This window comes from Heyndrickxia vini (genome assembly GCF_016772275.1).
GTDB classification, from domain to species: Bacteria; Bacillota; Bacilli; order Bacillales; family Bacillaceae_C; genus Heyndrickxia; species Heyndrickxia vini.
The window spans coordinates 2,935,135-2,948,442 of sequence record NZ_CP065425.1 but is presented as its reverse complement, the minus strand read 5'-3'; the positions used below and the strand labels follow the sequence as shown (position 1 = coordinate 2,948,442).

Here is a 13,308-nt window from a genome sequence, read left to right as displayed (position 1 = left end):
GACAATAAATTGATTAATGTTGAGAGAATCCGCCGCCAAGTTGTTGTTCTGCCATTTGAACTAAGCGTTTTGTGATTTCTCCCCCTACTGATCCGTTAGCTCGAGAAGTTGTGTCTGCACCAAGGTTAACACCGAATTCTTGAGCAATTTCAAATTTCATTTGATCGATTGCTTGTTGTGCTCCAGGAGCTACTAATTGGTTTGAGTTGTTGTTGTTTGCCATGATTTAAATCCTCCTCGTTGATTTTTATGGTTGGGTTAGCTGGAATTGCACCAGCAACACTGTTGAGTGTATCCATCTATTGGAGTAACCCATCGGTAGAAGTAGGTGTTGCTTGCTTTGTACTAAGTATTATGTTTTTTTTAGACTAAAATATACAACCTTGTAATTAGGTAATTTTTGCCGATATTAACTTAGAATGAAAAGAATATTATTGTCCATTATTCACAAACTCATATAAAGAAGATTTATTTTAAAGTTGGTGATGATATGGATTGGGACTGGTGTCCACGTTGTAATGGGGTAAATGATGACAGTTTATTATGTCCGGCATGTGGTGGCCAGATGCGGGATCAGGGGAGAATATATGATTTTTACGATGATTATAGCGCTTATATGGATATTGATTTAATAAAGTTAGCAGATGGAGTACCAAATAGTTCAAAGCGTAATGAATGTGTTCATTTATTTAAATGTGGCAGCTGTGGGGTGGATATGCCCAAAAAAATTACTTATTAAAAAGCAATCGGGAAAACCGACTGCTTTTTAAAAGGAAATATTCATATTAAATAAACTCTATCCAATTCTTTCTTCTGTTTCGGGGTTAAAGAAATGCCCTTTATTCATATCAAAGGCAAATTCAAGTTTGTCGCCAGGTTTAATGTCAGAACGTGAATCTACTCGAGAAATAAATTCTTGTCCACTTAATTGAGAGTATAACATCGTTTCTGCCCCTGTTAATTCAGAAACGTCAATTGTTGTCGTAAATTTAGTACCGGGAGATGAGTTGATAAATAACGGTTCGTCATGGATATCTTCCGGGCGTATTCCGAAAATAATATTTTTTCCAACAAGATTTTGTTCACGTAAAACCTTCATTTTTCCATCCGGTATTGTGAACTTTAAGGTATCATTCATCGTAAAATGGCCATCTTCAATTTTACCATTAAAGAAGTTCATTGCTGGTGACCCAATAAATCCTGCAACAAATACATTCTTTGGATGATCATATACTTCTTTCGGTGTACCAACTTGTTGAATGACCCCATCTTTCATTACGACGATCCGTGTTGCCATTGTCATCGCCTCTGTTTGGTCATGAGTTACATAAATCGTTGTTGGCTGTAAGCGCTGATGTAATTTAGCTATTTCAGCACGCATTTGTACACGAAGCTTAGCATCAAGATTAGAAAGTGGTTCATCCATTAAGAATACTTTCGGATCTCTGACAATCGCTCGTCCAAGTGCAACACGCTGTCTTTGTCCACCGGATAATGCTTTCGGTTTACGTTTTAAATATTCTTCAAGTCCAAGAATTTTTGCGGCTTCTTTTACACGTTTATCGATTTCAGGTTTTGGGACTTTTCGAAGCTTAAGACCAAACGCCATATTATCATAAACAGTCATATGTGGGTATAATGCGTAGTTTTGGAATACCATGGCAATATCCCGATCTTTCGGTGGAACATCATTCACACGCTTGCCATCAATATAAAAATCACCTTTTGATATTTCCTCTAAACCCGCAATCATACGAAGAGTAGTTGATTTTCCGCAGCCGGAAGGACCAACAAAGACGATAAACTCTTTATCTTGGATATGAAGATTGAAATCAGTTACCGCTGTCACTTTATTATCGTAGATTTTATATACATGTTCTAATTTAATTTCCGCCATTACTAGAACCTCCTCTATTTCTTACTACAAATGATAAGGAAAGCCCTTACAAATGGGTATGGTCAGGCTGCACAAAAAAAGATGTAGATTATTGGGCAGCCTGTAATTTCTAATGAAAATATTCAAAATCAATGCAAGCAAGATAAACAATTAATACATTTGGAAAGGTTTTTAAGTCCAATCCCGTTTTTTCAACAAATTTATCGATACGGTATTGTAAACTATTACGATGTAAAAATAATTGTTTTGCGGTTAAACTAGCATTTGAATTATTTTCTATGTACAGTTTAATTGTTCTTCGTAATTCCTTATCTTCTTTAAAAATTTCAAACATGGAAGCAAAAAAAGATTCACGTAGTTTATTAGGAGTATTTTTTAATAAATATAATGGTAAAACATTTGTAAGCGAAAAAATACGGTCCTTTGCCATTTCTGTAGAGGCAAAATGAAAAAATGATTGTTCTAATTGAAATATTGATTTAAGATCAATAATTGAATAAAACTGGCCTAAATAAAAATGAATAGTAAAAAGGAAATCGCTTTCTAAAGTTTTGATAGAAGTTTGTAATTCTGATAAAGAGAGGATGTAATCCTTTTTTTCTTCGATAATAATGCCTTCCTTTGCAGAAGAAAACACAATGTTTACTTCATGGGGAAATAGTGCTTTTATTGCCTCCTCCCAGCTCTTGGCATCGAGGGTATCTTCGTATTGTGAGATGAAAAATTGGATGATGCGAAAGGATTTTTTTACATCGTCATCAGGTAAAGCGGGATGATCATTAAATAAATAGTCAAACCATTTTTTTGATTGATTGGACGTATTCAAAGCCATGTCGGTGTGAAAGGTTGGAAATAGTGTTTTTAATAATTCTATTTCCGATGATGTTATCTTATTTAATGGAATACCGAAATATTTTTGATCCTCATCAATAAAAAACCAAATCATATTAGAAAGATTTGAAGGGGACGATTTAATTTCAGCACTTGGATAACGTCTTTTTAATTTTTTCAGCATATACAATTCCTTCTTTTTTCTTTACTTAAATTCATTTTATAAAATTTGCCGATTTCATTCAATTTTTTAAACTTTTACATTAAAAAAGGCTTACCTTAATGGCAGCCTTAAACACGAAATTATTCAATTTCTTTTGGCGGGTCTTCTGGAAAGAAATCGACAGCTTCTTCTATATTGGTTGAATCTGCACGCATATGGACGGAGCCACCAGACATGCCTTCATTCACCATGCGATCGACATCTAAGTAGAAGTTATTCTTGCCTTCATAATGTGAATCCGGAAGAAATTCTGGATCTTTTTTCTTTTCCATGTATGATATCCTCCTAAAATAGCGTTTGTACACATATTTTAGTTTGGCAATTCAAGGTTCATATCATGCAGTTATTTGCTTGGCAATAATTAACGATTATCATAAACATGGTAAAGCATTAGTTCGTGAATTTGTTTTTTTACATTTTGTTCTGTTTCGATATCGAAAGAATATGGACTTGTCCACTCTATTCTCCCCTCTGGATGATAAATTCCTTCATGTTTTTCTTTTTGGTAGTAAAAACTGATATACCAGCCAGGCAACTGTTGATTCTCGTATAGTGATTTATATTGGAAATGCTGGATCATGGGACCGTTACCCTCCAAATGATTATATTATTTATATTATAATGGATAAAGAAAAAACTGACCATTAGTCAGTTATAAATTGTTTGATTATAAAAAATTTGTATGAGACTTTTTATTCTCTTTTTTTCGATGTCCTTTTCATCAAAGGACATTGGCTTTGAATTGACCTCGTATATCCACAACTTTCCACTTTGATCTCGACCCATATCGATGGTGAATTCGGCAAAGTTTCCGTATTCTTTCGATAAGGTTTTTCCACATTCTTGTAAAATCCAATGAAATACCTTTTCTAATGACTTTTTACGGACTTTTTCATATGGAAAAATGGATCCGCCTTTTGATACATGGGTAGTAATCTTCCCAGAGTCAGCAACCCTAATTCCAATGCCTGTTATTTGATACTCATCGTTAACAAAATGGCTTAGGATCCGATAATCAAATTTATTTTCCGAGATTTTTGCACTTTCGATGTCAACTTGCGCAATATATGAATTTTTTTGAATCGCCTTTTCGACAAAGCTCCACAATTCTAAATAAGTTAAAAATGTATAGGTTCTTTTTGAGTTTTTACAAATAAAGGATCCATTTTCCTCTTTTTTAATATGAAAAATACCATTTCCTTGGGAGCGAATGGTCGGTTTTAAATAAATGATAGAATGTATGTCTAAAAACTCAAATAAATCATCTTTCTCCTTAATCAATCGAGTGGAAGGTAATAATGGAAGAAGTAAAGGATTTTTTGAAAACAATTGATACATCGAATACTTGTCAATAAAGGATGGATTAAAGAAATAAATCTGTTGATTCAGCAGTTTGTTTGTGTGATTGATAAATTGTTCGGATTTTTCATCACTTCTTGTAGATATTCGATTATAAATAATATTTGGATAGGGGAAAGAGGCTTTAAACCATGAGTTTTCCTCCTCAACAAAAAATGCCCCATCAATATACTGCTCCTGACAGTCTTCAATTGTGTAGACAAAAGAGAGACCGCCAGAATGTTGAAGTTGATTTTGAATATTAATAAATACATCTTTACTGCCAATAACATCGCCATCTTTTGTTTTACTAGTCAAAATTCCAACAAGCGGTCCAACCCTGCATCCATTTTTTTTTACATTTATTTTTAATAGTGATGAGTCTGTTTTTTCAACAGTAAGAGGGAGTAATTCATCAAACATTCCCCAAAATAATGGTGAATTCGCTTTTTCATTATGAACAAAAATCTTTCTTTTTTTATCAAAGTAGATATTCATATAGATAATTCCCTATATTTATTTAAAAATTTCTCTGTTAAATAAATAGAGTAAGAAAGGGTTAGTTTTCTCGTTAATAAATCAAATTCTTTCAGATTCGGATGCGCGAAAATTGATCTTCCAGGTTTCGAGTTTGCCTCAAAGAGCCAAACATTTCCTTTATTGTCGATTCCAAAATCAAACCCAATTTCACCAATTATTCCATCTAAGTGTTTTTCAATTGCATTTGCTAAATCGAGAGCGGCATACTCAAGTCTCTTTTTGTATTTTATTTGTTCTTCCTTATCTTTAAAAACTTCTTCAATTGTTTTGATTTCACCGCCATTTTTCACGTGAGTAGTCGGACTTCCTAATCCAGCAACTTTTGCAGCCATTGCACTTATATGCCAATTCCCATGTTCATCTTTATTAGCATGTACGCGAAAATCAATTGGCCTGCGTTTATCTCTTAATAGAGATATTCCTTGCTGTACAATCATCCGATCTAAATTTTTATTGGCAAATACATGATTAATTAGCGCTTCCAATGATGGGAATTTTAATAAATGATTTTTTGAATCATGGTAACGGCAGTAATAGCTATTTTTGATTTTATCTAAAATGATTTGGTGGACACCTAGACCTAAACTACCATTCATTGGCTTGATATAAATATGGCCGTATTTAGATAGCATTCTTTCGATTTGATCAAAGGAGGTAAATGGTGCTGTTTCCGGTAAATATAATATGGCTTTTCGGTCATTAAATAATCGTTCATAAACATCTAATTTATTGAAGAAACCAGGATTATACCATGGAATGAAATACTCTTTTTCTAATTTATCCTTAACTAGCATGGATGTTTTTAACTTTTCACTTCTTCTATTTGGAAGTCGGTCATAAATTACATTTGGAAAAGGAATGGTTAGTTGAGTCCACCCCTCCTTCGTAAAGAAAAATCCTTTTATTAATTTTTTTTCCCAATCAATATGTTCCTCGCCAAAAAGAAAAGGGACTACACCAACAGAGGAATGCATGGATAATAATTTAGAAAAGATTGATGAGCGTTCTCCAATTGGTTTGACCGAAAATTTAGTGAACCCGGATGAAAATACTCCTATTAATGGCCCAAGGACAAGATACTTATCACTTTCAAAAAGTGTAATTGCTGTAATAAATGTAGGAAGACAAAGTTGTTCAGCCAAAGCACTGCTAATCGAAATAATGTTTCTGCCATTTGGTTGCTTTTTGCACATACATTTGACCACTTTTGAACCAAAAACGATTTCATTCGGAGATTCAATTGTTGTGAAACTGGCAGGATAATAACAAATTAAGTCTTTTTGCTCGATAAATTCAATTTTATATCGTTTAGGCATTTGAAGCACCCCGCTTAGTTTTGATTTGATAATACATTCTTGTTTTGTGAGGCAAGATATGAACAATAAGCAAGAGGAGCCGAGTAAAGGGAGTCGAGTTTGTTAGGTTCAGTCAATTTGACTATTTTTCTTCCCGGTTTTGAGTTCATGTCTAATATCCAAAGGGATTGATTTTTTGCAATGATAATATCTATTCCTAATTCGAATAATGGATGGAATTTATCTTCAAGTTTTTCCGGGAGGATTTTTAATATGTCATTTAGTTCGTGCTGAATATAATTATGGTTTAAGTGGGGGGTAAGGTCTTTCAACTTTTGAAATGAATAAACATTTGCGCCTGCACTTATATTAGTTAATAATCCATGTTTTTTCCCCACGCGTAAAGCTTTTGCTTTTTCTTCCCATTTTCCTTCTGCATTTTTTTGTAAAAACACTCGAAGATCATAAGGCTCATAGGTTGAATTAAAATTATTGAGTCTTGGTTGAATTAAAAATATTTGTTTATTTAATAGGTTTTCAAGCCATGCTGTTACACTTGATACATTATCAAAAAGCTTTTCGACCACATTTCCTTGTTTAGTCGTTCTTATTTTAATTTTTTTATCGATTTCTTGAAGTGAGTATACTGCGAAACCGTGTGCACCATCAATCGGTTTAATAATAATTTCATCGTGTTTTTTAAGTTCATTTATTATTTTTTCGGGGCTTGAGGCTTTTTTTGTTTCTGGTAAATAGGGAGAGATAGCAGGGACTTCTTTTAATGTTTCATACAATCTCCATTTATTAGGTAGTCCATAACCGAGAAACTGAATATTTTTATTCGATTTTAACCAAGAAACGACGGATCTGGCTTCTGCCGATTTTCGATCTTCTCCGTAGAAACAACGATCATATAAGTATTCCGGTATTGAAAACTGGTCAACTTCCCATTTATCGGAAACAGAATCATAGCGTAATCCTTCGACCATTTCTGTCGCAGGTTTAATTGCTAATGGTGAAAATAAAAATAAAACAATCTGATATTCTTTTGCTCGTTTAGCCATCTCATCAAAATATGAATTGCTTTCAAAAGGTATCATCGTTAATATCCCTAGTCTTGTCATGTAATGTACTCCTTTCAATCCATAAATTCGTACAGTAGTTAAATATCGCTTTTGCGGACGGGCGGATTACTGGTGAATCATTGTCGCTTTGTTTGGAAGGCTTTGAATTTACTTCAATTAACCATGGCTTTCCATTTAAATCAACGCCAATGTCGATGCCTAGTTCACCGATTAAACCATTCGTTTCATTACTTATGGTTGTAGCAATTTCAATAGCTAATTCCCTCATTAAATCAAGTATTTGTTTTGCTTTTTCTTTTTCAAATAGAGTATTAATAATTTTTTCAGGTCGGACAATTGAGCCTCCTTGGGCGATGTTTGCCACAAAACTTTTTTCTCCAGACATTCTTCCGACTGAAGATGTAATCGTCCATCTATCAGTCGAGATTTTATGACAAAGAAATCGGAAATCAATTTTTCGATCGTCTACATGTATTAGTGGAATTGTTTGTTGCATGATAAATTCTTTTGAACGTATCCATTTCCTTATTTGATTCGCTGCATCGTCTACCGTTTCGAAAGTATATAAAGTTTTGCTGGAAAAGGACGTTTGCTCTAGTTGAAATCGATTGTCGTTCATACAGTAATGAATGATTTGACGGCCTTGACTCCCCGAATCTGGTTTTAAATAAAAATCATTATATGTTTTCAGCCAATATTGTAGGTTATCTTCAGTAAAAATAATCGTAGATGGTAAATAAGATTGCAGCCACTTTTTTGACAATAGCATTTCATGGATTTCCCATTTTGAAAAATATCGATCGTTAAAGAGTAATAGACCATTCTGTTCCCATGAATTTTTTAATAGTTGGAAATTTGGTTTTTTCTCTAATTGTCTTGAATGGATGCGATTATAAATGATATTGGAGGTTGGTGTAACATCTTCTTCCCAACTGGTTTGATAGTAAAATCCTTTGGTTGGAAATCGAGATATATTTGTGACAAAAAATAATCCACCATGATTTTCGCTGTACTCATGTAATTCTTGACAAAATGTTTGAATGGAAGGGAAGAGTGGCGTCTTATTTTCACTCATTTTTATCTCAGTAATAATCGCAACAACTGGACCAAGTACTAAACAATTTTGATGTTTGAATGCCTGGAGTTTCATTGTTCTCGATGGGAGATTAAAATGGTTTAAGCATGATTGATTCAACCAAATAGTTTCACTATCCGCTTCCTTAGTTACGACTTTACAATGAGCTTTGATTTGTTTTTGCCCTATTTGGACGGTAATCATTCCGTTGTCATGTAAATGGAATTTTTTGAGCAAAAAATTTGAAATCTCAATGACCGGAAATTCTTCATCTAAAGTAAATGAAGGTTGAATAAAAATTAGGCTTATCATAAACAATCCCCATTTGTAAATCTAGGCTCTTTGAATTCATCGTATGAAACATAGGCGCATTTGGTTCTTCAATGGGCAAATTAAGTCTATCTCATTGAAGATAAAAGGGATATTATCTTTGATAAAGTCCGTTTTTGAAAAGTATAGTGTGTTTAACAATATTCAAAGCACAGAGTGGATTGGAGCGGAAGGCGCTTGACTCCTGCGGGACCAGCTGGACAGATGAGACCCCGCAGGAGCGAAGCGACGAGGAGGCTCATCGCCAGCCCCGCGGAAAGCAAGTGCCTGCAGCGGAAAGGAACGGTTCATTCCCTCTCCACTTTTCTTTTTTGTGTCAGATTCGCAATAATACCCATACTTTGTTATAGTGGTAAAAGAAATTCTTCGTTGAAGGTAAATTTGAGGAGGGTATATTGTGCCAACAAATTTTTATGATTATGCTTATGAATTAGAAAAAGCATTACGAAAAAGTGAGGAATATACTAGTTTAAAAGCTATGTATGATGCTGTTCTGAAGGATCCATCTTCAAAAAAGATGTTCGATGAATTTAGAATGATTCAAATGAATTTACAAGAAAAACAAATGACAGGACAGGATATTTCGGAACAAGAAGTACAGAAAGCCCAAAGCTTTGCTGCACAAGTCCAACAAAGTCCTAAAATTGTAAAATTAATGGAATCTGAACAACGAATGAGTATGGCTATTAATGAATTAAATAAAATTATCATGAAACCACTTGATGAACTATATGGGGAAATGAATAAATAGGAATCGGCTTATGCCGATTCTTTTTTTTATTCAAAAAGGGGTTATTGGCCTGAGCTTTTGTTCTATACGTTTTGTCCCTCTCATAAAACTATAGAAAGGGTTATCACATTGAATTCAACTTGAATGGACATCAGTGAAGGGGGAGCACCTATGATCTACAAAATGTTAGCATTAAATATTGATGGTACCTTGTTGCAAGACAATGGTCGTTTAAATAAAGCAACGAAAGAAGCAATCGAGTTTGCTGTTGGAAAAGGAATAAAGGTTACACTCGTTACCTCAAGAAACTTTTCTTCAGCAACGAGAGTAGCAAAGGAGTTAAAACTGGAGACATGCTTAGTTACTCATCAAGGTTCATTTGTTGCAAGTGATTTGGATAAACCTATTTTAGTTAAAAGAATCAGCGAGGAAGTGACAAATGATTTAGTACGATTTTTAGAAGCGTTTAATTGCCATATTCGGTTAGTTCACGAGCGTTACACCATTGCAAATAAGAAAAAGCTTCCAACGAATATTATGGGTAAATTGGTCATACAAACGGGTAATCGGAATTCTTATGCTGAATCCTATGTAGATTCCTTAATTGATAAACTAGAGGAAACCCCGGTATCGCCACCAAAAATTGAAGTTATATTTGATAATAGTATTGATTTATTTGATGCAAGAAAAGCGATACAAGAAATGTTTCATGAGGTTAATTGTATTGAAAATGACAAACACTTATTGGAAATTGTTCCTCAGGGAACGTCAAAATTAAAAGGTGTTTTGTACTTGTGTGATCGTCTAAATATTCAACGTGAGGAAGTTGTTATGATTGGTTCTGGTAAGGATGATCTTGCATTGATTGAATGGGCAGGACTCGGTGTTGCCATGGGAAATGCATCCGCTAAATTAAAACATGCGGCTGACTGGATTACACGTTCAAACAATGAAAACGGAGTATCTTATATGGTGAAAGAACATTTCCGTAAACAACAACCAATAGAATTCCTGAAGAAAATGAATTTGATTAAATAATTGTTAGACAAAAAGAAAGGTACTCGATCACTTCGTATCGGGTACCTTTCTATTTCTGTCTGTATTAAATTCTTATTTAGCTAACTTTTCGGTTAATTGCTTTTCTTTCCAAACGACTGTAATTCCAAGACCAACGACCATAATGACAGCAGCGAAAAGATAAGGATAGTTGATATTTATATCAAAAAGTATTCCGCCAATGGCCGGTCCGGCGATATTTCCTAAGCTCGTATAGGTTGAGTTCATACCGGCAACAAACCCTTGCTCTTTTCCAGCGGCCCTCGATAAAAATGTCGTCAATGCAGGACGCAGCAAGTCGAACGCAAGAAAGACAAAGCAAGTTACGACCAACACTGCTAAAAAGCTAGAGATCACAGTTGACGCGACAGCAAATACTGCCCCAACAATTAAACATAATTGAATGAGTTTCTTTTCTCCAAGTTTATCCACCATTTTTCCAAATAAAAATATTTGCACCACAACACCGAAGATTGAGCTGATTGTAATAATAATGGCAATATCCTTCGGCGTAAAGCCAAATTTATGATCAGAAAAAAGGCTAAAAACTGTTTCGTATGCTGATAAGCCGAATGCGAGTACAAATACAAGGATAAAGGCAATAATGTAAATTGGATGAATTGATCTTTTTAAATCACTGAAAAAGTTTGTTTGCTTTGCATTAGCAGAAATTTCTGCAAGCTGTTCCTTTGTTAATGATTCTTTTAAAATAAAGGTTGATAAAATGCATGCTATAAAGGCGATCGCTGCTGCAAAGAAAAATGGCATGCGTATTCCGTATTCACCAATAAAGCCACCGATGCCAGGTCCGATAATAAAACCAATACTAATGGCTGCAGAAATATAGCCCATCGCTTTTGGTCGTTCCTTAACGGATGTAATATCTGCGACATATGCAGTGACGGCCGGCATAATAAAGGCGGCACTAAATCCCCCTAGTATCCTGGACAAATAAAGTATTGATACATGCGTTCCTAAACCAAAAATAAGCTCCGCAATCCCAAAAAGAAATAAGCCAATAATGATAATTTTTTTTCTTCCATAACGGTCAACCCATCTCCCGGCTATTGGTGACATAATCAGTTGTGCCAACGCAAATGCTGCGACGAGATAGCCCATCGTTTTTCCTGATAAATGCATGACATTTATAAAGGATGGCATAACTGGAATAATAAGACCAATTCCGAGAAATGCAATGAATATATTGCTTAGTAGAATAAATAATACTGTCTTTTGTTCTTTTATTGTTTTTTTCATATAGTGACACCCCTTTCAGTTATAATCATTGATGTGATATACCTCTCCAAAATATTGTCCAGGAGGCTTCTAATTTATCCTTCAGCCTTTTCTCATCATTTCCGTATACAAGCTCCAACAGAATGGAATCGACAACTCCTAAGAAGGCTAAAGTCGGTGTTTTTGCTGTATCTTCGATAATTGTTTTAGCATCTATCCAATCCTGAAATTTACTTTCAAGTATATCCTGCACTTTCTCTTCTATATCGATTACCTCTATTTCAATTGCTTTGGCAAGGTGTGCGGGAGGAAAAAAGGACATACGCAGCCAAAACTTTAAATGCTCATTTTTTTGAAAAAGATCAATGACTAATTGCAGAAATCCGTATAAATCTTTTTCAGGATTTTGTGAATCAATTTGACTGAAGTATTTTAGCTTTGAAGATAACTCAACTTCTTTTGCATCACGTAATACTTGGAGAAAAAGATCATCTTTTCCCTTGAAATGGGAGTATATAGATTGTTTTTTCATGCCAACTTCATCGGCTATGAGAGAAAGAGAAGCTCCTTCATAACCATGAATAGTGAAATATTTCAGAGCTGCCTCTTTAATTGCCTCACTTGTCATTAAAATCACCTCTTAGTTAACGAACGTTCGTTAGTTATATTAGCAAATTAAATAAATATATGCAAGTGGAAAGTGCCAACATAGTAAAAATTAATAAGGTAGAGAATACGATTGAATTTTTAAAATTTTTATTGTGAATGAATAGCCATTCAGTTATGCTTAAATTAATGAAAGCTAACTGGAGGGGAATGCATGAAACTGTCAACGTACCAAACGCTTGAACTAGAACAAACAGGAAACACAGCTTATATTCGATTCAATCGACCTGAATCATTAAATGCATTAAATACTGTATTAATTAAAGATTTAGTAGAATGTCTAAAAGAAATTACTTTACATGAAACGATAAAAATTGTCGTTTTACAAGGAAAAGGGAAAGCATTTTCCTCAGGAGGAGACATAAAAGAAATGCTCCAATTACACGGGGAAGAAGCATTCTTTTCTGCCATGGATCAAATTAATGAACTCATTTCGACACTATATAATATGCCCAAATTAACGATCGCAGCAATTGAAGGGGCCGCAGCTGGTCTAGGTCTAAGTATTGCCTTAGCAACAGATTATATTATTTCTAATAAAAATAGTAAGATTGCCATGAATTTTATTGGGATTGGTCTCATTCCAGACGGTGGAGGGCATTTTCTGTTAAAACGGAGAATTGGCGAAAATAAAGCAAAGCAACTGATTTGGGAAGGAAAAGTACTTTCTGCCAAAGAAGCAATGGAACGTGAGTTAATTGATGAACTAACAGATAACATACCTGAAGCCTTAGAAAGAAAACTTAATCAATGGAATGCTAAACCATTGCAAGCGATGATTAAAACAAAAAAGATATATACAGAATTAAAACGACAAAATTTACTTAAAGCATTAGAATTGGAAAAACAAGCCCAATGGAAAATGAGACAAACGAAGGATCACCAAGAAGGTATAAAAGCTTTTGTAGAAAAAAGAAAGCCAAATTTTATTGGAGAATAATTAGAAAAGCGCAAGCGCCTTGTTAAGCAGGTAAAAATAAAGCACCCAAAATGGGTGCCTTTTTAC

15 protein-coding genes are annotated in these 13,308 nt (G+C 34.3%); 4 read left to right on the top strand and 11 right to left on the bottom strand.

Going from position 1 to position 13,308, the window contains the following annotated elements; translation table 11 throughout:
• Positions 1-13 precede the first annotated feature (13 nt).
• The gene (locus tag I5776_RS14785; RefSeq protein ID WP_202777149.1) at positions 14-223 is read right to left on the bottom strand and encodes an alpha/beta-type small acid-soluble spore protein; all 210 of its coding nucleotides are present in this window, start codon (positions 221-223) and stop codon (positions 14-16) included.
• Positions 224-490: 267 nt separating this feature from the next.
• Between I5776_RS14785 and I5776_RS14780 the strand changes: the two genes are divergently transcribed.
• The gene (locus I5776_RS14780; protein WP_202777148.1) at positions 491-739 is read left to right on the top strand and encodes a hypothetical protein; all 249 of its coding nucleotides are present in this window, start codon (positions 491-493) and stop codon (positions 737-739) included.
• Positions 740-796: 57 nt separating this feature from the next.
• On the opposite strand, the gene I5776_RS14775 is transcribed toward I5776_RS14780, so the two are convergent.
• The 8 genes from I5776_RS14775 to I5776_RS14740 all read right to left on the bottom strand — a co-directional run bounded on the left by I5776_RS14775 (position 797) and on the right by I5776_RS14740 (position 8,596).
• Positions 797-1,897, bottom strand: coding sequence for an ABC transporter ATP-binding protein (locus tag I5776_RS14775; RefSeq protein WP_202777147.1), 1,101 nt, complete (start codon positions 1,895-1,897; stop codon positions 797-799).
• A 109-nt stretch (positions 1,898-2,006) separates the two neighbouring features.
• Positions 2,007-2,912 (bottom strand): PucR family transcriptional regulator, encoded by a 906-nt coding sequence (locus I5776_RS14770; protein ID WP_202777146.1) that lies wholly within the window; start codon positions 2,910-2,912, stop codon positions 2,007-2,009.
• A gap of 119 nt (positions 2,913-3,031) precedes the next feature.
• Positions 3,032-3,223, bottom strand: coding sequence for a hypothetical protein (locus I5776_RS14765; RefSeq protein WP_202777145.1), 192 nt, complete (start codon positions 3,221-3,223; stop codon positions 3,032-3,034).
• A gap of 89 nt (positions 3,224-3,312) precedes the next feature.
• Entirely contained in the window at positions 3,313-3,531 is a 219-nt protein-coding gene (locus I5776_RS14760) for a YheE family protein (protein WP_202777144.1), read from the bottom strand.
• A gap of 68 nt (positions 3,532-3,599) precedes the next feature.
• Positions 3,600-4,787: a YheC/YheD family endospore coat-associated protein gene (locus I5776_RS14755; protein ID WP_202777143.1), complete on the bottom strand. Its 1,188-nt coding sequence runs from the start codon at positions 4,785-4,787 to the stop codon at positions 3,600-3,602.
• Positions 4,784-6,145, bottom strand: coding sequence for a YheC/YheD family endospore coat-associated protein (locus tag I5776_RS14750; RefSeq protein WP_202777142.1), 1,362 nt, complete (start codon positions 6,143-6,145; stop codon positions 4,784-4,786). The genes I5776_RS14755 and I5776_RS14750 overlap by 4 nt, the downstream gene beginning before the upstream one ends.
• 14 nt (positions 6,146-6,159) lie before the next feature.
• Entirely contained in the window at positions 6,160-7,248 is a 1,089-nt protein-coding gene (locus I5776_RS14745) for a YheC/YheD family endospore coat-associated protein (RefSeq protein ID WP_202777141.1), read from the bottom strand.
• Positions 7,211-8,596 carry a YheC/YheD family endospore coat-associated protein gene (locus I5776_RS14740; protein WP_202777140.1) on the bottom strand — a complete coding sequence of 462 codons (1,386 nt, stop codon included), beginning with the start codon at positions 8,594-8,596 and terminating at the stop codon, positions 7,211-7,213. Before I5776_RS14740 ends, I5776_RS14745 begins: the two co-directional genes overlap by 38 nt.
• A gap of 415 nt (positions 8,597-9,011) precedes the next feature.
• Here I5776_RS14740 and I5776_RS14735 point away from each other — a divergent pair, with 415 nt between their 5' ends.
• Together I5776_RS14735 and I5776_RS14730 are read left to right on the top strand one after the other, a co-directional pair.
• Positions 9,012-9,365 (top strand): YlbF/YmcA family competence regulator, encoded by a 354-nt coding sequence (locus I5776_RS14735; protein ID WP_202777139.1) that lies wholly within the window; start codon positions 9,012-9,014, stop codon positions 9,363-9,365.
• A 150-nt stretch (positions 9,366-9,515) separates the two neighbouring features.
• Entirely contained in the window at positions 9,516-10,382 is an 867-nt protein-coding gene (locus I5776_RS14730) for a Cof-type HAD-IIB family hydrolase (protein ID WP_202777138.1), read from the top strand.
• A gap of 72 nt (positions 10,383-10,454) precedes the next feature.
• On the opposite strand, the gene I5776_RS14725 is transcribed toward I5776_RS14730, so the two are convergent.
• Both I5776_RS14725 and I5776_RS14720 read right to left on the bottom strand, forming a co-directional pair.
• On the bottom strand, positions 10,455-11,657 hold the full coding sequence (locus tag I5776_RS14725) for an MFS transporter (protein ID WP_202777137.1): 1,203 nt from the start codon (positions 11,655-11,657) through the stop codon (positions 10,455-10,457).
• A 25-nt stretch (positions 11,658-11,682) separates the two neighbouring features.
• Positions 11,683-12,264, bottom strand: a complete 582-nt coding sequence (locus I5776_RS14720; protein WP_202777136.1) for a TetR/AcrR family transcriptional regulator — start codon at positions 12,262-12,264, stop codon at positions 11,683-11,685.
• Positions 12,265-12,456: 192 nt separating this feature from the next.
• Here I5776_RS14720 and I5776_RS14715 point away from each other — a divergent pair, with 192 nt between their 5' ends.
• A complete protein-coding gene (locus I5776_RS14715) occupies positions 12,457-13,242 on the top strand; it encodes an enoyl-CoA hydratase (protein WP_202777135.1) in 786 nt (261 codons plus the stop codon).
• Positions 13,243-13,308: the final 66 nt, after the last annotated feature.